Origin of the sequence: Aurantimonas sp. Leaf443, assembly GCF_001425575.1 — a bacterium.
GTDB lineage: Bacteria > Pseudomonadota > Alphaproteobacteria > Rhizobiales > Rhizobiaceae > Leaf443.
The window spans coordinates 448,315-466,877 of the sequence record NZ_LMRD01000001.1 but is presented as its reverse complement, the minus strand read 5'-3'; the positions used below and the strand labels follow the sequence as shown (position 1 = coordinate 466,877).

General features: G+C 72.3%; 20 protein-coding genes. 1 reads left to right on the top strand and 19 read right to left on the bottom strand.

Annotated elements, in window-relative coordinates:
- Positions 1-22: 22 nt before the first annotated feature.
- From ASG48_RS02060 to ASG48_RS01965, 19 genes are all read right to left on the bottom strand, one after another.
- Entirely contained in the window at positions 23-3,907 is a 3,885-nt protein-coding gene (locus ASG48_RS02060) for a glycoside hydrolase/phage tail family protein (protein ID WP_055844418.1), read from the bottom strand.
- 5 nt (positions 3,908-3,912) lie between these two features.
- Positions 3,913-4,341, bottom strand: coding sequence for an NlpC/P60 family protein (locus tag ASG48_RS02055; protein ID WP_055844415.1), 429 nt, complete (start codon positions 4,339-4,341; stop codon positions 3,913-3,915).
- A complete protein-coding gene (locus ASG48_RS02050) occupies positions 4,338-5,225 on the bottom strand; it encodes a DUF2163 domain-containing protein (RefSeq protein ID WP_055844412.1) in 888 nt (295 codons plus the stop codon). The genes ASG48_RS02055 and ASG48_RS02050 overlap by 4 nt, the downstream gene beginning before the upstream one ends.
- Complete coding sequence (locus ASG48_RS02045) at positions 5,222-5,857, bottom strand: DUF2460 domain-containing protein (protein WP_055845379.1); 636 nt, start codon at positions 5,855-5,857, stop codon at positions 5,222-5,224. Before ASG48_RS02045 ends, ASG48_RS02050 begins: the two co-directional genes overlap by 4 nt.
- 5 nt (positions 5,858-5,862) lie before the next feature.
- On the bottom strand, positions 5,863-6,450 hold the full coding sequence (locus tag ASG48_RS02040; RefSeq protein ID WP_055844409.1) for a phage tail tape measure protein: 588 nt from the start codon (positions 6,448-6,450) through the stop codon (positions 5,863-5,865).
- A 10-nt stretch (positions 6,451-6,460) separates the two neighbouring features.
- Positions 6,461-6,622 carry a rcc01693 family protein gene (locus ASG48_RS02035; protein ID WP_082529207.1) on the bottom strand — a complete coding sequence of 54 codons (162 nt, stop codon included), beginning with the start codon at positions 6,620-6,622 and terminating at the stop codon, positions 6,461-6,463.
- A 53-nt stretch (positions 6,623-6,675) separates the two neighbouring features.
- Positions 6,676-7,017, bottom strand: coding sequence for a gene transfer agent family protein (locus ASG48_RS02030; RefSeq protein ID WP_055844403.1), 342 nt, complete (start codon positions 7,015-7,017; stop codon positions 6,676-6,678).
- 2 nt (positions 7,018-7,019) lie between these two features.
- Entirely contained in the window at positions 7,020-7,433 is a 414-nt protein-coding gene (locus ASG48_RS02025) for a phage major tail protein, TP901-1 family (RefSeq protein ID WP_055845377.1), read from the bottom strand.
- Positions 7,434-7,558: 125 nt separating this feature from the next.
- Entirely contained in the window at positions 7,559-7,969 is a 411-nt protein-coding gene (locus ASG48_RS02020) for a DUF3168 domain-containing protein (protein ID WP_055844400.1), read from the bottom strand.
- A 306-nt stretch (positions 7,970-8,275) separates the two neighbouring features.
- Complete coding sequence (locus ASG48_RS02015; RefSeq protein WP_055844397.1) at positions 8,276-8,608, bottom strand: phage head closure protein; 333 nt, start codon at positions 8,606-8,608, stop codon at positions 8,276-8,278.
- Positions 8,608-9,168: a head-tail connector protein gene (locus tag ASG48_RS02010; RefSeq protein WP_082529169.1), complete on the bottom strand. Its 561-nt coding sequence runs from the start codon at positions 9,166-9,168 to the stop codon at positions 8,608-8,610. Before ASG48_RS02010 ends, ASG48_RS02015 begins: the two co-directional genes overlap by 1 nt.
- Positions 9,169-9,268: 100 nt before the next feature.
- On the bottom strand, positions 9,269-10,462 hold the full coding sequence (locus ASG48_RS02005; protein ID WP_244486734.1) for a phage major capsid protein: 1,194 nt from the start codon (positions 10,460-10,462) through the stop codon (positions 9,269-9,271).
- A 114-nt stretch (positions 10,463-10,576) separates the two neighbouring features.
- Complete coding sequence (locus ASG48_RS02000; protein WP_055844389.1) at positions 10,577-11,104, bottom strand: HK97 family phage prohead protease; 528 nt, start codon at positions 11,102-11,104, stop codon at positions 10,577-10,579.
- Complete coding sequence (locus ASG48_RS01995; protein WP_055844386.1) at positions 11,101-11,439, bottom strand: DUF6107 family protein; 339 nt, start codon at positions 11,437-11,439, stop codon at positions 11,101-11,103. The genes ASG48_RS02000 and ASG48_RS01995 overlap by 4 nt, the downstream gene beginning before the upstream one ends.
- 165 nt (positions 11,440-11,604) lie before the next feature.
- Positions 11,605-12,813, bottom strand: a complete 1,209-nt coding sequence (locus ASG48_RS01990; RefSeq protein WP_055844383.1) for a phage portal protein — start codon at positions 12,811-12,813, stop codon at positions 11,605-11,607.
- A gap of 424 nt (positions 12,814-13,237) precedes the next feature.
- The gene (locus ASG48_RS01980) at positions 13,238-13,705 is read right to left on the bottom strand and encodes a hypothetical protein (RefSeq protein ID WP_055844377.1); all 468 of its coding nucleotides are present in this window, start codon (positions 13,703-13,705) and stop codon (positions 13,238-13,240) included.
- Between the two features lie 106 nt (positions 13,706-13,811).
- Positions 13,812-15,032 carry a terminase family protein gene (locus ASG48_RS01975; RefSeq protein ID WP_244486733.1) on the bottom strand — a complete coding sequence of 407 codons (1,221 nt, stop codon included), beginning with the start codon at positions 15,030-15,032 and terminating at the stop codon, positions 13,812-13,814.
- A gap of 92 nt (positions 15,033-15,124) precedes the next feature.
- Positions 15,125-15,538, bottom strand: coding sequence for a hypothetical protein (locus ASG48_RS01970; RefSeq protein WP_055844371.1), 414 nt, complete (start codon positions 15,536-15,538; stop codon positions 15,125-15,127).
- A gap of 169 nt (positions 15,539-15,707) precedes the next feature.
- Positions 15,708-16,202: a YcgN family cysteine cluster protein gene (locus tag ASG48_RS01965; RefSeq protein ID WP_055844369.1), complete on the bottom strand. Its 495-nt coding sequence runs from the start codon at positions 16,200-16,202 to the stop codon at positions 15,708-15,710.
- Positions 16,203-16,361: 159 nt separating this feature from the next.
- Here ASG48_RS01965 and ASG48_RS01960 point away from each other — a divergent pair, with 159 nt between their 5' ends.
- Entirely contained in the window at positions 16,362-18,509 is a 2,148-nt protein-coding gene (locus tag ASG48_RS01960; protein ID WP_055844366.1) for a PBP1A family penicillin-binding protein, read from the top strand.
- The last annotated feature ends 54 nt before the right edge of the window (positions 18,510-18,563 follow it).

The following is an 18,563-nucleotide window of genomic DNA, read 5'->3' as shown; positions in this document are numbered from 1 at the left end:
TCCTGGCTGGCTGGGATGGGGATCAGGATCGCGGCCGGCGCGCCAGAAGCGTGCCGGGGGCCCCCGCGCCCTGGACGAGGCTGAGCTGGCGGACCTCGACCTCGATTTCTTCCGGCGGGATGCCGAATCGGGCGGTCTGCTCGGCGGCCGAGAGCACGAGGGCCGGCGCATCGGTCTCGAAAGTGGCGCTGCTCCCCTTCGCGCGCAGCACCGCCCGGTAGCGCTCGCCCTCCTCGCCGAGCGGCACCTCGACGGCGTCGAATGCGTCTCCACCGATGCGCGTGCGGCGGACCCACCCGAGCGCCATCGTGCCGTCCGCGTCGAAGCGGGCGCGCAGATGGACCGGCGAAAGCGGCAGGAGGCAGCGCCGTCCGATCGGGGCCTCGATCATGATCGCGGCGGGGTCGTCGAGCGGGCGCCCCGAAGGCGAGACGCGCCAGGTCGCGGCGCGCCCGGCCGCGTCGGGCGTCAGGTCGAGCCTTGCCACCGCCTCGTCGAGAAGGACGAACACAGACCCGGCGGCAGAACCCGATGCCGCCGCGTCCTCGGTGCAGCCCTGCCCGCGCAGGAGCGTCGTCAGGCGGAAGACGCCCGGCTCGATCTCCCGCGCATCCGAAAATTGCAGCACCTCGAACGCCCCGCCGCGCGTTGCGACGGCGCAGAGATTGGCGCCGGCGAGCACCGCGCCGACGGGGCTCGAGGACACCGCGCCGGAGCCGAGCGCGACCGTCAGCGCGTTCGCGCGGTCGAAGACGCCGAAGGGCCCGGGCCGCAGATCCTCCACCAGCCGCCCCATCACCGCCGGCGCATGCGCGATCCCGCGCGGCACGAAGGCGCCACCGCCCTGCGAGAGCGCGATCTCGTAGGGCATGAACGGCCGTGCCCGCAGCGCCACCCGCACGCCCGCGAGCCCCGTGCCGCCCTCGGGCATCGGCAGGTCCAGGATCGCGACGAAGGGTCGCGACGCCGGCGCCGGCGCGCCCGGACCCGGCCCGGCGGGCTGGCCGGCGCCGGGGGCCGCCTGCCGCCGCCCGGGCAGGCGCCGCGCCTCGACGCGCCGCCCCTCGGCACTCTCGATGCGCGTGACGAGCCAGCGCCCGCTATGGCCGGCAAGCGTCACGCTGTCGCCGGGTTCGAGATCGAGCCGCGCGGGGGAAAGCGTGAAGCGCGCCGTCTCGCGCGAGCCGAGCGTCTCGGCCAGCATGCCGCGCGCGAAGGCCCCCGCCGCTTCCTCGTCGAGCACGACCGGCAGGTCCACGCGTTCGCGGCGCGGCGTCCCGGCCGTGGCCGCGCTCGCGGCGCGCTCGGCCGGCTGACAGGCCCTGCCCTCGTCGAGATAGGCCAGCGCGATCTCGTCGGGCAGTTCGCCGGCCTCCGCGCGCCGGCGCTCCACCAAGGGCCCCTCCTCCTCGACGAAGGCGTCGAGCGCGAGCGGGCGCCCGAAGGCGGCCGGCGTGGCGAAGACAAGCCGGCCGCCGCTGGCGCGAACGGCGGTGCCCGTCAGGCGCATCAGCCCGTCCAAGGCCTCGCGCGCCGTGCCGGGCCCCGGCAGGACGACGCCGGCAAGGCTCCCTTCGACGCCTTGCGTCGCGGCATCCCTCACACCGTGCCGCTGCAGGATCGCGGCGAACAAGGCGTCGCCGGGCGCCGTCCCGAGCCGGCCCGTCAGCCAATGGCCGAGACGCCAGTTGCCGCCGTCGCTCCAGACGTCGCCGCGCGCGGGAAAGGCCGGATAGGGCCGCGCGTCCCAGGTCCAGACATGGATCGCGTCCGACGCGATCATCCGCTCGCCATAGACGGGCGAGACGGGATTGAGCGCCTCCTCGAAGGCGGCGCTCGCCGGATCGAGACGGCCCAGCTGCACTTCCAGGAACCGGCGCTGCATGAGGTCGTCGCGGCCGCCGGCGGCATGGTGCGGCAGGAGGCTTTCCGAACTCTTCGGATCGACGAAGACGTTCGGCTGGTTGGCCCCGTGATCGACGGCCGGGCAGCCGAGTTCGGTGAACCAGATCGGCTTCGACGCCGGCCGCCAGGGGCTCGGCATCCCGCTCTCCACGCCGCCGCGGCGGTCGAAGTGAGGGTTCTCCCACCAGCTGCGGATGTCCTTGCCCCGGAACACCCAGGGCTTGCCGGCGGCACCGTCGGTGATCGGCGTGCGCCGGCCCGACGCCCGGTCGGCGTCGCTCGCATAGAACCAGTCGTAGTGCTCGCCCCCGTTCATGCCGGCGCGCAGCGCGTCCGGGTCGTGGGGCGAAAGGGCGCCGTCGCGATCCTCGCCGCCTTCGGCGCGGGCATCGGCGAGCGGCAGATAGTTGTCGATGCCGACGACGTCGATCGCCGCCTCGGCCCAGAGCGGGTCGAGATTGTAGAAGACGTCGCCCGAGCCGTCGGGCGGCCGGTGGCCGAAATACTCGCTCCAGTCGGCCGCGTAGGTCAGCACCGCATGCGGCAGGATCGAGCGCACGCCCCGCGCGATCTCGATCAGTGCGTCCACGAAGGGAAACCGCCCGGCCGCGTCCCGCAGCTGGGTGAGGCCGCGCAGTTCCGAGCCGATCAGGAAGGCGTCGGCGCCGCCGAGCGCGGCCAGATGCGCCTGGTGGAAGATCATCCGGCGGTAGGACCAGCCGTCGCGGCCGTGATAGACCACCCTGCCCCCGGCGGTCGTGAACTCGCCGGGCGTCGCCGTGCCAAGGAAGGCCGAGACCTCGGCGCGCACGGCGTCCGTTCCCTGCGCCGATCCCGCCAGCCCCGGCGCGCGGGCGCTGGTGATGCGCCCGCGCCAGGGATAGGCCGCCTGTTCCGCGCCGCCATAGGGGTCTGGCCGGCCGCTGCCCGCCGGCACGTCCATCAGCACGAACGGGTAGTAGGTCACCTTCAGGCCGCGCGCCTTCAGGTCTGCGATGGAGCGCAGCACGCCTGCGTCGCTCGGCGTGCCGCCGAAGGCGGGCCCGCCCGCATGGCGGCTGACGAGATGGGCGCCGCCTCGCCCGACCCCGCCCGCGAACCAGGTCTCGTCCTCGTCGCGCGTGCGCGTCTCGACGCCCGGGCGCAGCCGGCAGGTGCCGGCCCGCAGGTCGTCGCCGAACCAGGAGACGACGAGCGCGGCGCGTTCGAGGCTGGGGCAGAGCGCGCCGAGCTCGTCGATCGAGGCCGTCCAGTCGCTCGCCGCGTGCGCGACGTGACGGTTGGGATGCGCGTCCTCCCCGTCCGCGACGCGCTCGCGCACGGGCCGAGGGTCGAGCCCGTGCTCGCTCGCGCCCGGAATGATCGTCACCGCCCGCACGAGCGTCTCCAGGCGCCCCACCGGGCGCAGCACCTCGGCCGAGATCTGCGGCAGGCGGTTGCCCCAGCGCGCGAGCGGCATGCGTTCGAAGACGAGATAGGCGGTGCCGCGATAGGCGGGCGCGTTGCCCGCGCCCTGCCGCGCCTCGATCAGCGGATCGGGCGCCTGCGTCTCGCCGCCGCGATGCAGGCGATGGACGATCGTCGTGACGTCGATCTCCTCGCCGTCCGCCCAGAGGCGGCGGATGCCGGCGATCGGGCCCTCGCAGAGCGCCACGGCGAAATTGGCGGCATAGGCGTAGCTCGTGGTCTCGCTGCGCGGCGGGCCGCCCTTGCCGCCGCGCCGCGCCGTCTGGCGCGTCTCCTCGAAGCGCGTCGCCCAGATCACCTGGCCCGCCACGCGCGCCGTGCCGTAGACCTGCGCCATGCCGGCGCCCTCGTCCGCGTCCATGATGCGGTTGCCGGCAAGCCTCGCGCCCTCGTTGCGGGTCGTGCCGCCGAAGAGCGCCGCGTCGAGCGAGGCGCCGGCCAGCGCCCCGGCCGCCCGGCCCAGGATCGCGCCGAACGGGCCGCCGAGTGCGCCGCCGACGAGGCCGCCGGCCGCCTGCAGGAGAATGGTCGCCAAGGTCTCTACTCCGGAAAGCGGAAGACGCCGCAGATGCGCCGCGTCCAGGCATTGGGCATCGGCGAGGAGACGACGCTCGCCCCCTCGTAGGCATGGATGAGGCGGCCGCCCTCCTCCAGGACGCCGCAATGGGTGGCCGGCGCGCCCGCGCGCCAGGCGAAGAGGACGACGTCGCCGGGCGCTTGCATCGCCGGGTCGATCTCCTGGAGATGCCGTTCGGCCGCCTGCCGCATCCGGTCGGCGCCCGAACGGATCCACCAGTCCGCGGCGTAGGCGCCCGGCTCCTCCGGCTCCTCGCCGTAGAGCTCGCGCCAGACCCCGCGCAGCAGGCCGAGACAGTCGCAGCCGACGCCCCGAAGGCTGCCCTGGTGGCGATAGGGCGTGCCGAGGAAGCTGCGCGCGGCGCCGAGCGCCGCCTCCCGCCGCAAGCTCACGGCACGAGCGGCGAGCCGTCGTGCAGCCCGTCTTCCTTGGCGGTGGCATAGGCGAGGTCGCCGCCCGGCATGTGCGGAAAGCCGCGGAAGTTCGCCGTGTTGGCGAAGCGGTCGCGGCAGGTCGCGAAGGCGCGGTCGCAGCCTTGGGCGACCTGCACGCGCGTTCCCGGTGCGAGATCGGCCTCGATGGCGACGAGGAGGACGAGCCGCATCGTGTCCGGTCCCGCCGCGCTCGCCGTCGCGATCTCGGCCTCGAGCCCTGCGGCGGCGCCGTCGATCACGCGGAGCCGTCCGCCCACGAAACCGGCCGGTCCCTCGCCGAGCCCGGACAGGACGAGGAAGGCGCCGTCCGCCGAGACCACCGCGCCGGTCCGCGTCCGTCCGCCTCGCGAGAGGTCGATGCCGCAGCGCTCGTCTCCCAGCACCGCGTCGCAGCGGCGCCGGTAGGTTCGGCCATGCACCCGGTCGAGCGCGGCCTCGATGCCCCGCAATTCCGCCTTGAAGCCCGTCTCGCCGCGCGTCAGCTCGCCCAGATGATGGACGTCGAGGAGAAGCCTCGCATCCGGCTCCGTCCAGTCGACGGCGAAGCTCTCGATCCGCGCGCCGTCGTAGCGCCCCGCCGCGATGTCCTCCTCGCGGATCGCCTCGGAGGAGAGCGCCCCATCGACCTCCTGCGTCGAGACCGAGAGGCCGAGCGCGGCCTCCACCTGCCCGCCGGTGAAGCCGGTGGCGGCGCGAAAGCGCGTGCCGTCGAACGCGAGGTCGGCGTCGTGGTCGGTGAAGCCGAGGACGGTGCCGTCGGTGCGCGTCAGGCGCCAGGCCTGCGCGATGGTCGTTACGGGGGCGGACAGCCGGGCCGCCAGCTCCGGTGCGATCGGTCTCACGGGCGGATCTCCACGAGCGGGATGGTCGGGATCTCGCCGGCCTCGAAGGCGGCGAGGCTGATCGAGAGATGATCGATGTCGAAGCGCACGGGCACGTCGAACTCGAAGCCGGCCGTCACCGCCTGTCCGGCGGCGGGCGGCACCGCGAACCGCACGATCCCGCGCGCGGCGTCGAGCGTCGCGCTCCCGCCGAGGGCGACGGGCGCCCCGCCGACGCCGAGGCGCAGGCTCGGCGCCCGCGGCTTCTCGATCGGGCGGCGATAGGCCTCCGCGCCCGTGCCGTAGGTCTTGGCGAGCGCGAAGTCGCGCCGCACCCCGTCGCCGGTGCCGAGCGGCTGGTCGAAGGGCGTCGTCGCGCGCCCCCAGGCGGCCGAGGAATGGTCGAAGGGATCGCGGAAGCGGAACCCCACGAGCCGCCCGCGCCGCGCCTCGAAGAAGGCGAGCACGGCCGCCAGGTCCTCGAGGCTGCGAACGCCGCCGCCGGCGTCATAGCGGCGCAGGGCGTGGGCCTGGCGCTGGTTGCGCGTCTCGAAACCGGTCGAGAGCCGTACGATCTCCGTGCGCCGCTCCGGTCCGCCGCTGGTGCCGAGGGCGAGGCGCGCGGGAAAGCGCTCCTCGCTGAAGGAGGCGATGCCCATCACAGCCCCCGTCGTCCGCGCTGCGCGGCGCGCGCCAGCATCGCCTGGATCTGCGCCTCGGAGCGGCGGAAGCTCGCGGCGTCCGGCGTCGTCACGTTGAAGACGATGCTGCTTGCGCCCCGTCCCGTTCCGCCGGCGACGGAAACGCCGAGCGCGCCGTCCGCGCCGCGCCGCAGCGGCAGAATGGCCTCGGCGCCCGCCTCGCCCATCAGGCCCATCTGGCGCCCGGCCGGAAAGAAGGTGGGCGCCGAGACGACGCCCCCCTTGGCGAAGGGCACGATGCGGGCGCCGGCAACCGCATTCGCCATGCCGAAAGCCTGTCCGACGCCGCCGAGCGCCTGTCCGATCAGGCCGGAGGCGAGCGTGCCGAGCGGCCGTAGCGCCGCGTCGAGGGCGATCGCCGAAAGGCGCCGCCCCAGTCCCTGCAGAATGGCGTCGAGCGAGCGCCCGCCCGTCGCCGCGCCCTTCAGGGCGCCGGTCAGCGCCGTGCCGAAGGCGCCGGCCTTCAGCGTCAGGTCGCCGAGCGCCCGGTCGAGGCCGCTCGTGTCCGCCTCGATGCCGAGGATGATCGTGTCGTCCGGGTCCATCGAACCTCCGTCAGGCCAGGTCGGGAAAACGGCGCATCAGCGCCTCCAGCGCCGCCCGGGGCGGCGGGGCGCTCGCCTTCGCGAAGGGCGAGAGGGCGGCGGCGAACTCGCGCGGCGTCATCGCCCAGAAGGCGGCGGGCGCGAGGCGCAGGAGGCCGAAGGCCGCCGCCATCGCCTCGTCCCAGGGAAATTCCGTGCCGGCGCCGCCCGCCGCCGGCACGGCGCTCAAGGGTCCGGCGAGGCCGCCCCGCCCTCCGGCGTCCCGAACGCCGCCGTCAGGAGCGCGGCCGCCACCGCCGCCGCGCCCGCCGCCCCGCCCTCGATGCGCATGGAGGCCACGGCGGTCTCGTCGGCCGGCGTCCCGGCGCCCCTCAGGCCCGCCGCAAGCACGCGCATGAGATCGCGCGCCGACAGGCGGCCCGAGGAGAAACGGCCCGCGAGCGCCGTCAGATCGTCGGCGCCGAAGGCGTCCTCGAGCTCGGCGAGCGCGCCGAGCGTCAGGCACAGCACCTGCTCGCGCCCGTCGATCGTGGCGGCCACTTCGCCGCGCCTGCGATTCACGGCCATCGTCAGAGCACCTCGAAGGCGAGGGCACCGGCCGATTCCAGCGTCGCCTCGAAGGTCACCTCGCCATTGTGCTCGCCGCCATATTCCAGCGCCGTCACCTGAAACGGGCCCGTCACCGTTCCGAAGTCGGGGATCACCGCCTTGAACGGCGCGATGCGCGCCTCGAAGAACAGGCGCCGGAGCGCCGCGTCCGAAGCCGCGTCCTTGAAGATGCCCGAGCCCGAGAGCGCCGCGCGCTGCACGCCCGCGCCGCCCAGAAGCTCTCGCCAGCGCCCGGCGCTCTCGGCGACGGTCGTGTCCACCGTCTCGGCATTGAAGGCGATGCGGCGGGCGCGCAGGCCCGCCACCGTGTCGAACACGCCGTCGCCGTTCTCGTCCACCTTCAGGAGAAGGTCCTTGCCGCGCTGCGCGCCCATCGCCATCCGTCCTTTTCCGTCGCGGGCCGCTGTCCCCGAGGCGCGGCCAAAGAAAAAGGGCGGCTCCTGAGAGCCGCCCTGCGTTCACGTGTCGAAATGTCCGGGCCGCTGCGGCGGCCCTCGCCTCATGCCAGCGGCTCGGTCACCGCCCTGAACCGCATGATGCCGTGATAGGCAGGCGAATCCGGCTCCTGCCGCGCTTCCGCGAACTGCAGCTGCAGGTTCACCAGCCGGTGCCCGTCGAGCGGCAGGGTGGCGTCCTGAAGGCGGGTCGAGACGCGGTCCATGATCTCGTAGGTCTCGGCCTTGCCGCCGCCCGCCGCCCAGACATGCAGCGTCAGGATGTGCTCGGCCCCGTCCTCGGTGCCCGTCGACCAGTCGACGACGGCGGTGCGGCCGAGCGTGAGATAGGGAAAGTTCGCCCGCTCGGGCCGCCGGTCGAAGACCTTGGGGCCGCCCAGAAGCGCCGTCAGCGCCGCGTCCGACGTCAGCGTCCTGAAGATCGTCGTCTGAAGTTCCGCGCTGGGATGGGTCATCCGTCTGCGTTCTCCGTCTCTCGTGCCCGCCGGGCCGTCCGCCGCATCATCGGCCTTCGCGTCGATGTCTCAAATTAACAATTCGTTATCATGACGCTCTGCCCGCAATGTCCGGCCCGTCCGGCGGTTCCCCACCGGCCTCGTCGCCCCCGAAGCGCCCTGCCCCGGCGCTTCCCAAACCCGAGCTCCGCGGCAATGGCCCGAGCCGCGCGGCGAAGGCCGGCCTCGGCCGCTTCGCCATTCGCTCCGCCAGCCGCCGCCGCAGGAGCCGCGCCAGCGCCGGCCCGATCCCCGTCGTCCCGATCCTCACGCCGCCTCCTCGCAGCGGCAGACGAGATAGCGGCCGGTCTCGTCGGGATCGCTGACGGCGAGGATCGCGAGCCGCCGCTCGCCGAAGCGGAACCGCGCCCCGCGTTGCACCTCGTCGCGCCGCCGGCAGGTCACGCGGTGGGTGATGCGCATCTCGCGCGCCTCGAACCGCTCGCGCGCGGCGACCGTCACCGGCTCGACATGGATCGAGAGTTCGGCGACCTCCACCCATGACACGCGGGCCCCGCCCGCCCCGTCCGAGGTCTCGACCGGCCGCTCCAGTATCGCGCGCCGGCGCAGGAGTCCGGGATCGACGAAGAGCGGCGCCATCACAGCCGCACCCGCCGATGGCGCGCCAGAAGCGCGCGTGCGGCGGCCGGAACGAGCCCCGGCTGCAGCGCCGGGTCGACCACGCCGCGCAATTCGTAGGAGGCGGCGACGACGAGGCGCATCGCGTGGATGATGGTCGCGGGCACCATGCCGGGCGCAAGGCCCGCCGTGACGTCGATCTCGACGCCGTTCGCCGCGCTCGAACGCACCGGGGGCGCGAGGCGGATCGCCTCGACGCCGAGCGCCCGCTCCACGATCGCCTCGTGAAGCGGGATCGCGGCCGGCTGCCCCGCCCCGTCATAGGCCGTCACGGCGTCGATCGAGACCAGCGGCACGCGCGGCACCTCCACCCAGCCGTCCGGCGGCACGGGGTCGAGCGCCAGCCGGAAGCCGCGCCGCACGAGGACGAGGCCCGTCTCGGCCTCCGCCGCCTCGCGCGCCGAGGCGATCAGCTGTGCGATCAGCGCATCCTCGTCGTCGCGTTCGATCCGGCACCAGGCCTTCGCCTCGTCGAGCGTGACGGGCTCGCTCGCGCCGTTCCTGAGGTCGATCACTGTCACCGATGTCTCCTCGCGCCCGCCTCGGGCGAATGTCCTGGAAAAGAAGAAGGCCGGGCGCTCGCACGCCCGGCCTCCCGCCGTCTCGTCCCGCGCCCCGCCGTCAGGCCGCGAAGTTCAGCGCCTTGGCCGCGTCGAAGTCCTGCACGCCGCCGCCCACGCGCTTGGTCGTGTAGAAGAGGACGTAGGGCTTGGCCGAATAGGGATCGCGCAGCACGCGCACACCCTGGCGGTCGACCACGAGATAGAAGCGCGCGAAATCGCCGAAGACGATCGACTTGGAGCCCGGGCTGACGTCGGGCATCTCCTCCGCCTCGACCATCGGGAAGCCGAGAAGCGTGGCGCGCGCGCTGGCGCCCGCCGGCGGCTGCCAGAGATAGTTGCCGTCCGCGTCCTTCAGCTTGCGGACCGCCGCTTGCGTGCGCCGGTTCATCACGAAGGTCGCGTTCTGCCGGTAGCTCGCCTTCAGCGCGTAGACGAGGTCGAACAGCGAGTCCGCCGCCGTGCCGGGCGAAAAGGCGCCGGAGGTTCCGGTCGGGACGGTGCCCACCTTGCCCCAGGTCCAGGCGCTTTCGGCCACGAACGGATAGGTCATGAAGCCCTTCGGCCGCGCCACGCCGTTGCCGTTGACGAAGGCCACGCCCTCCTGGACCGCGAAGGCCTGCTCCACCTCCTCCCCGATCCAGCGGTCGATATCGACGGCCGCGTCGTCGAGGAGCGCGGCGGTCGCCGCCGGCATCGCGTAGAGCTCCATCGTCGGGAAGGTCAGTTCGGAGAGCTGCGGCGCCTCGGTCTGCGGGCGCGCATCGGCCTCGCCCACCCAGCCCGAAGCCGGCCCCGTCAGCGCGAAGGGCTTCTTCAGCACCGAGGAGGAGACGGCGCGCACCGTCGCCAGGCCGCGGATCGGCGAGAGCGACGCCAGGCGCCGCCCGATCTCGCCTTCCGTTTCCGGCGGCACGAGGAAGCCGCCGTCGGCGCCCGTAAGGCCCGACATCGCCTTCTGCTCCAGCCGGCGGATGCCGCCCTCGTCGCCGCCGCGCACATAGGCCTCGAAGGCATGGCGGTGCTCGCTCGGCCCCGCCTGGCCGGCGCCCACGCCCGCCCCGCCGGCGAGCGGCGGGCGCATCTCCTTCAGCATCAGGCGCTCGAGACGCTTCTCCTGGTCGTCGAGCGCGCGGCCGATGCGCTCGACCTTCTCTTCCGAGATCACGTCGGCGCTCATGCGCTTCTCGATCTCGCCGACGCGCCGGTCGTTGGCCTCGCGGAAACTGTCGAAGGCCTGCATCATCTCCGCCATCGCGGCGCGCACCGCGGGGCTGTCGGTCTTGGTCTCGGGCGCGCGCAGGCCGCCCTCCTCGAGGGTCAGATCCATCGGGTTCTCCTTGGCTTGGGGGTGTGGGCACGCGACCGGTCAGTGGACCGGCGCGGCGATCCGTCGTGCGGCGGCGCGAAGCTGCAGCGCGAGAAGGCTCGGGTCGTCGAGGACCGGGGGCCCGAGCGGCGGCGCCGGCAGCACCATGCGCGCGCCCTCCTGCATGGGAAACGTCACGAGCGAGATCTCCCAGAGATCGACGCTGAGGAGGCGCCGGCCCGCCCGCCCCGCCCCGCGCCGGGAGACCTTCGGCCGGAAGCCGATGGAGAGGCCGTCGAGGGCGCCGGCCGCGACGAGCGCGGCCGCCTCGCGCCCGCCCTGCGTCTCCATCGCGAGCCGCCCTTCCACGGCAAGGCCGCGCACGTCCTCGCGGATCCGCGTCCAGATGCCGATCGGTCGGGCCGGATCGTGCTGCCACAGCATCCGCACGCCGCCCGCGCCCCTGGCGAGCAGACTGGCGCGGAAGGCGCCGGCCTCGATCACGTCGCCGGAAAGATCGGTGCGTTCGAAGAGCGCGGCATAGCCCTGGACCCGCGCGGCGTCGGCGTTTCCGGGAATGCCGCTCATCGCGCGTCGCCCTCCCCGCCGGTGCGCCGCCCGACGCCTGCGGCGAGGCGCGACAGGATGCCGAGCGCCCACCAGGCCGAGAGGCTGGCGGCGGCCGATCCCATCACGGAGACCTCGGCCAGCGAGAGCACGCCGTCGATGCCGAAACGCTCGGCCAGCATCAGTCCCGCCGGCGGTCCGAAGACGAGGCCGGTCACCACGCCGATCAGGAACCGCGTCGCCGCCTCCCGCCTCGTATGCGGCAGGAGATAGGCCACCGAGATCGCCGAGCCGGCCGCCGCGCCCGCAAGGCGCGCCGTCCAGAACGCGAGTTCGGACAAGGGCTCGTTGCTCATCGGAACCTCCCGTTGGGGCAAGCGGGCGCATTGACACCGGGCGGTCGGCCCTGCATCTTGCGCGTGTCCTGAAATCATTGGTGTCGCAGTCAATTCGAGGCGGGTCGCTGCTTGGCGGGCCCGCCTTCTTCTTTGGCGGCCGCAAGCCTCGCCGCCGCTGCGCGGTCAGAGCGCGCGCGGACCGTAGCCGACCGCCTCGCGCTTCTCGTCATCCGTCAGGAAACCCGCCGCCCCGATCCGCGACCACAGCGCCTCGCGTTCCGCCGAGAGGCCTTCCACGCGGTCGAGATCGGGCACGAGCTGCAGGTCCGGTGCCTCGAAGAAGGCGCCGAGCCAGTCGCCGAGGGTTCCCAGAAGGCGGTTCGCCAGCGGCAGCGCGGTCGCGCGGTAGAAGGCGCGGTTGGCCTCCTGGTAGTTCGCATAGGTGTTGTCGCCGGGAATGCCGAGCAGCATCGGCGGCACACCGAAGGCGAGCGCGATGTCACGGGCCGCGCCGTTGCGCGCCTCGGCGAAATCCATGTCCTTCGGCGAAAGGCCCATCGCCTTCCAGTCCAGCCCGCCCTCGAGCAGCATCGGCCGCCCGGCCGCCGCCGCACCCGAATAGCCGCTCTCCAGTTCCGCCTTCAGCCGGTCGAACTGGTCGGCCGAGAGGTTCGAGCCGTCGCCCGGCTGGTAGACCAGCGCCCCCGAGGGCCGCGCCGAGTTCTCCAGGAGCGCCCGGTTCCAGCGCCCGGCGGCGTTGTGAAGCTCCAGCGCCCCCTGCGCCGCCCCGAGCGGCGAGAAGCCGGCCCCGTCGCTGAGCGGATGGAACTCGCGAAGGTGCAGCAGCCGCGACGGTCCCCCGTCCTCCGCCTCCTCCGCCGCGATGCGCCGCACGAGGCGGCCGGCGCGATATTCGTAGGCGAGCGGCCAGCCATCGGCGCCGGACACGATCCGCACCCGGTCCGGGCGCAGGAGATGCAGCGCCCGCACCTCTCCGCCCAGCACCGCCGCCTCCACATAGGCGCTCCCCGAGAGGAGGAGATGCCCGCACAGCGTCTCCAGGAAACTCGCCCGGTCCATCGCCGCGTTCGGCCGGCGCAGGAGGTCGAGGATCGCGTGCCCCTCCAGTTCCCGCCCGCCGCGATAGAGCAGCGGCGGCATGGCCGAGACGCTCTGCGCCACCAGCCGCAGGCAGCGATAGACGACCGGGTTCTGCATGAACCCCAGCCGCGCCTGCGCCTCGTAAGAGCGCTCGCTCCAGTCGCTCGCCGAGCCCGGCCCCGGTCCGGAGAACACCAGCGCCCCGCCGTTGAACGCCGGCCCCGCCGCCTTCGCCTCCGGCGCCGCCAGCGCAGCCGTGCGCCGGCCCGCGATGAAGGATCGCAGCCCCATGTGTCTCTCCTCGATGAACGATGACGGATCGCGCTCGGCATCCGCAGGCCGGCGCTCGCCAGCCCGACAAGGGAATGCTGATCGCGACGAACGACTGTGCCTGAAACGAAAACGGCCCCGCTTTCAGGCGGGGCCGTGTCATGGCTGACTCTTGAACGGACGCGTCTTAGCCGGCGCGGGGAACCCTCACCCGGCGGGATGTGAACCCGGGCGCAGTGCTTTCGAAGGCACAGGTCCTGGCGGCCTCGCGAACGATCGGAACGCTCAAGTAGCGATCGACGATCGAAGCGAGACGCGCTTCGGCATCCTTCATGAGACTGATCTGGAGATCTCGATCGATCGGGGGCATTGTCATTTCGAAGGTCCTCTCGACACGCGAGATGGGATAAATCTGGTTCAAACGATCAGATTTTCAACGGCCAGTTCATCGAACCCGTTCCATGATCCAGAAATGACGCCCATGCCATATATCGGTCTTGCCGGCTCGGTAGCCCGCATCCCATAGGCTGGCAGCGATCCGTGTATATTTCGCCAGCGCTTTGTCTGGCAGATACGCTGTGTGCGTGGACATAGTTACAACGAGCGGTTCAACGTCGTCAATCAAGGCCCGTGTCATCTGCTGAACTGCCGCGAAGATCGCGCCGCGATGGGCGATGTCCGGAATTTTACGACGGGTGGCTAGGCCGTCCCATATCTGGTCGAACGTATCGCTCTCGTGATCGTACTCAAGAAGGCAGAAGATCAGTTCCCTGGTCTCGGGACCATGGGCCGGCACGGCTTCCATCGCCACCATCGCCGAAAATCTGGCCCCCGTCTCGACATCGAAGCCGATCGGCAACTGCGCGATGACACTCGATCCGTTCGAGGTGATCGAAAAGTCCAGTGTGTCCATTTCCGTCAGGGCACAACGAAACATTCGATCCCGACGTCCAGCCTCTGGATGTTCGCATTCTCACCCCGGCAGATAGAGCACTCTCCCTTAGGTTGCAACAACCCGCTCAAAGTCCCCGCACGCGCGGCTCGGGGACAAGTCCGGTCAGCGCCGTCACGGCCCAGACCAGGGCGTCGAGCCGGTCCGGCGAGCGGCCGCCGCTGAGGCCGTCGGGGCCGAAATCGGCCATTTCCTCCTCGAGTTCGGGAAAGGGCCCGACATGGCGCACGCGTCCCTGCTCGTAGAGCGCGGCCACCGGCTCGGCGCGCAGCCACTTGCCGCGCGTCGCCCGCACGGCGCGCACGGGCACGTCGGCGGCCCGCGCCCGGATCACCGCCTCCACCATGTCGCCGCCCTGGTTCACCTCGGCGACGATCCGGTCGGCCTGGAACTCGCGATAGAGCGCCACCGCCGCGTCCGCCCATTCGTGCGGCTTGGCCCGGGCCCGGCTGCGATCGGCCAGGACATGCGCCACGCCCTGCGCGCACAGGCCGGCGGCGACGATGCCGCAGGCGTCCGAGCGCGCCGTGGCGCTGGCCGGCGGGTCCACCGCCACCACGATGCGCCGGAGCTCGGGCGCCGCGCGCAGGCGGCGTCGCTCGATATCGGCGATGTCGAACAGCGCGTCCTCGCGCGCCTCGATCATCGCCCCGTCGAGTTCCTGGCGCCCGAGCCGCGTGCCGCCGTAGCGCGCCTCCATGGCGGCCACGAAGCCGCGGCCGAGATGGGCGGCGTTGTCGGCCGTGCGCATGCGCGTCACCGCCGTCGCCGGGTCCGAGAGGAGCCGGCGCAGCAGCGGCACGGCGCGCGGCGTCGTCGTGAACAGGGCGCGCGGACGCTCGCCCAGCCGCAGCGCCAGCTGCAGATTGTCGAAACAGTCCTGCCCGTGCACCCACTTGCCGAGTTCGTCGCCCCAGGCGGCGTCGAACTGGTAGCCGCGCAGCGCCTCCGGGTCTTCCGAGGAGAAGATCTGCGCGATCGCCCCGTTCGGAAACACCAGCCGGCGCCGGCTCGCCTCGAAGCTGGGCCGTCCCGGCCCTTCGAGCCCGAGGAGCCCGCTCTCGCCGTCGACCATCACCTCGCGCGCGTCGCCCAGCGTCTCGGCGAGAAGCGCGATCCGCCCGTGCGCGCGCTCGGCGAGCGGCGCGGCACCGAGCGCCAGCGCCCGGATCCATTCCGCCCCCGCCCGCGTCTTGCCCGAGCCGCGCCCGCCCAGGATCAGCCACTGCCGCCAGTCGCCCGGCGGCGGCAGCTGCTCGCGCCGCGCCAGCACCGGCCAGTCCGGCACCGAGCGCGCGACGACCGGGGCGGGATAGTCGTCGAGGACGGCCCGCACATCCGGCCAGAACCGGCCGGCGTCCTCTCCGGCCTCCGGCCCGCTCAAGCGCCCTCGCCCGTCTCGGCAGCCGCCGGGCCGAAGAGGCCCTGCGCCCCGCCGCGCTTGGCGTCGAGGCTGCGAAGGCGCGCCATCATCTCCTCGCGCAGCCGCTCCAGCGCGTCGGCCTCGCCGTCGGGCGAGGCGGTCCGGCGCTCCAGCCCGACGAGTTCGAGGAGCTTCTCGAGCGAGCGCGTCATCTGCCCGAGGGTCTCGATCCGCTCCTTGCTGCGACTCGCCGCGGTGCTTGCCGCCACCCTGGCGCCCTTGCGGGTGACGACCGTGTCGTCGTCCGGCGAGGCGCTCCCCGCCGCGTCCCGATCGCCCGCCCGCCGTCGCGGACTGAATTCCTTGCTCTCGGCCTCCAGATGCCCGATCTCGCGCTTCAGCACCACCATCAGGCGTTCGGCGAGCAGCATGGCATCCCTCCTCGATCCCGCCGGCCACCACGCTGAAAGGCCTCGCCTTCCGTCGATGGAGCCCTCGAAACGCGAGAGCGGCGAAGCACCGCTCTGCCGCTCTCGCAAGTCTCCGACTGTGGCTGAACCCTACCCGAGCACCGTCACGGCGTCAAGGAATATTTTCATATCAGCGATGTTTCCCGATCCTGCCGTCCTCACGGCCGCCCTCCATCGGGTCCTCGCCGGGCCAGGGCGCGAGGTGGTCCTCGAGCGCCTCGGGGTCCATGCCCTCTTCCGAGATCGTGCGCCCGCGCACCGAGATGCCGGCCTGGTGCACGGTCTCGGCGTCGCCCGAGACGAGATGGTGCCACCAGTAGAGATCGCGCCCCTCGCGCACGAGCCGGTAGCCGCAGGTCGGCGGCAGCCAGGTCAGCGCGCGCACCGCCGCCGCGTCGAGGCCGATGCAGTCGGGCACGGTGGCCTGCCGGTTGGCATAGTCCGAGCAGCGGCAGCTGTCCCCGTCGAGCAGCCGGCAGGCGACGTTGGTCCAGGCGATCTCGCCCGTGTCCCAGTCCTCCAGCTTGTTCAGGCAGCAGCGGCCGCAGCCGTCGCAGAGCGCCTCCCACTCGCCGGGCGTCATCTGTTCGAGCGTCTTCGTGCGCCAGTAGGGACTGTGGCCCAATTCACTCATCCATCTGTGAGATCATGCGAAAGGAGGGTGCTTTTTCAACCCTCGCGCCTATAGATTAAGACTGGCCGTCGCTGAAGGGAAATGGTGGCCGCTCTCTTTGGCAAAGCGCGGAGGCGCCACCGGTCGGACCGGCGGCGGCAGACAACGACCTTGGCAGACAAATCCCGTCCCCTTCCCCGCCGTCCCCGGCCGACCCGCCTCATCGAGGTGGATGCCTGGATCGATTCGAGCCTCTGGCGCTTCTTCCACGCCTTTTCCGGCTGGTGGGAGGGCGTCACCGTCTTCTTCCGGCGCTTTCGCGTGCGCGGCTTCAACCGCGCCCTCGTCGAACTCTCCTGCGAGGGTCTGACGCTCGGCCTCGTCGGCTTCGTGGTACTCCTGGCCGCCGCCCAGCCCGCCATGCGCATGACGCAGAACGGGCTCCCCGCGCAGGCCGACTATTCCGTCCTCTTCCTCGATCGCCATGGCAACGAGATCGGCCGGCGCGGCATCCTGAAGGCCGACGCCGTCCCGATCGACGAATTGCCGGACCATTTCGTGAAAGCCGTGCTCGCCACCGAGGACCGGCGCTTCTTCGAGCATTGGGGCATCGACTTCTACGGCCTCGCCCGCGCCATGAGCCAGAACGCGCGCGCCGGCGGCGTGGTGCAGGGCGGCTCGACGCTCACCCAGCAGCTCGCCAAGAACCTCTACCTGTCCAACGAGCGCACCTACGACCGCAAGATCAACGAGGCCTTCATCTCGCTCTGGCTGGAGACCCACTTCTCCAAGCGCGAGATCCTCTCGATGTATCTCGACCGCGCCTATATGGGCGGCGGCACGTTCGGCGCGGCGGCGGCGGCCCATTTCTACTTCGGCAAGGACATCCGCGACGTCTCGCTCGGCGAGGCGGCCATGCTGGCGGGCCTGTTCAAGGCGCCCTCCAACTACGCCCCGCACAAGAACCTGCCGGCGGCGCGCGCGCGCGCCAACGTCGTCCTCAGCGCCATGGTCGATTCCGGCCTGATGACCGAGGGCCAGGTCGTCGCCGCCCGCCGCAACCCGGCCGTGGCGGCCGACCGCTCGATCACCCAGTCGCCCGACTACTTCCTCGACTTCGCCTTCGACGAGGTGCAGCGCATCGCCCGCAAGCTGCCGCAGCGCACCTTCGTGGCGCGCACCACGCTCGACATCGGCCTGCAGCAGCTCGCCGACGAATCCGTGGAATACCACCTGCGCCAGTTCGGCAAGAGCTACGACGTCCAGGAGGGCGCGATGGTCGCGCTCGACGACGAGGGTGGCGTGCGCGCCATGGTCGGCGGGCGCGACTACGGCGTCTCGCAGTTCAACCGCGCCACCAAGGCGCTGCGCCAGCCCGGGTCGTCCTTCAAGGTCTATGTCTACGCCGCCGCCATGGCTGCGGGCATGAAGCCCTCCGACACGATCGTCGACAGCCCGATCTCCATCGGCGGCTGGTCGCCCCAGAATTACGGCCGCTCCTTCGCCGGCAAGGTGAGCCTTTCCTCCGCGCTCGCCCGCTCGCTCAACATCCCGGCCGTGCGCCTCGGCCTCAAGGTCGGCATGAGCAACGTCACCAAGCTCGCGCACGAGATGGGCGTCGAGTCCTTCCTGCGCGGCGACAAGACCATGCCGCTCGGCACGAGCGAGGTCACCGTGCTCGACCAGGCCACCGCCTATGCCGTCTTCGTCAATGGCGGCATGGACTCGCACCGCCACGCGATCGTCCAACTGACCGACGCCTCGGGCGCCGTCCTGTGGGACTGGCAGCGCGACATGCCGCCCCGGCGCCGCGTCCTGTCCGAGGAGGCCACCAAGTCGATGAACGAGATGCTCGTCGGCGTCACCGAGAGCGGCACGGCCCGCCGCGCGCAGCTCTCGATGACCCGCGTCGGCGGCAAGACGGGCACGACGCAGGGCTATCGCGACGGCTGGTTCGCCGGCTTCACCGGCAACTTCACCGCCGCCGTCTGGTTCGGCAACGACAGTTTCAAGCCCACCAACAAGCTCACCGGCGGTACGCTGCCGGCCATGACCTGGCAGCGCTTCATGCAGGCCGCCCACCAGAACATCGAGCTCAAGCCCATCCCCTATATCGAGAACCCCTTCCCGGAGAAGCCGGCCGAGGTCGCCAAGGCCGAGGACGGGGCGCCCCTGCCCCAGCGGCCCGCCACCATCACCGCGGCCACGCAGGCCGTGCTCGCCTCGATCGCCGAGCTGATGGAGACCACGCCCCCGCTGGAGGGCGAACAGCTCGCCTCCGCCGCGAAGGCCCCGCCCGCCGGCACGGCCCGGCCGTGAGCCGGGCGCCCCTGCCGGGCGTGTCCTCGCGCGTCGGCATCGTGTAGAAGCCGC

Coding starts and splice junctions, on each gene's coding strand:
- ASG48_RS01980 (WP_055844377.1), bottom strand. CDS start 13,705: ATGGACACACTGGACTTTTCGATCACCTCGAACGGATCGAGTGTCATC.
- ASG48_RS02005 (WP_244486734.1), bottom strand. CDS start 10,462: ATGGCGGAGATGATGCAGGCCTTCGACAGTTTCCGCGAGGCCAACGAC.
- ASG48_RS02000 (WP_055844389.1), bottom strand. CDS start 11,104: ATGAGCGGCATTCCCGGAAACGCCGACGCCGCGCGGGTCCAGGGCTAT.
- ASG48_RS02025 (WP_055845377.1), bottom strand. CDS start 7,433: ATGGGCGCGCAGCGCGGCAAGGACCTTCTCCTGAAGGTGGACGAGAAC.
- ASG48_RS02040 (WP_055844409.1), bottom strand. CDS start 6,450: ATGGACCCGGACGACACGATCATCCTCGGCATCGAGGCGGACACGAGC.
- ASG48_RS02015 (WP_055844397.1), bottom strand. CDS start 8,608: ATGGCGCCGCTCTTCGTCGATCCCGGACTCCTGCGCCGGCGCGCGATA.
- ASG48_RS02030 (WP_055844403.1), bottom strand. CDS start 7,017: ATGGCCGTGAATCGCAGGCGCGGCGAAGTGGCCGCCACGATCGACGGG.
- ASG48_RS01970 (WP_055844371.1), bottom strand. CDS start 15,538: ATGCTGCTCGCCGAACGCCTGATGGTGGTGCTGAAGCGCGAGATCGGG.
- ASG48_RS02035 (WP_082529207.1), bottom strand. CDS start 6,622: ATGGCGGCGGCCTTCGGCCTCCTGCGCCTCGCGCCCGCCGCCTTCTGG.
- ASG48_RS01995 (WP_055844386.1), bottom strand. CDS start 11,439: ATGAGCAACGAGCCCTTGTCCGAACTCGCGTTCTGGACGGCGCGCCTT.
- ASG48_RS01990 (WP_055844383.1), bottom strand. CDS start 12,813: ATGGGGCTGCGATCCTTCATCGCGGGCCGGCGCACGGCTGCGCTGGCG.
- ASG48_RS02020 (WP_055844400.1), bottom strand. CDS start 7,969: ATGACCCATCCCAGCGCGGAACTTCAGACGACGATCTTCAGGACGCTG.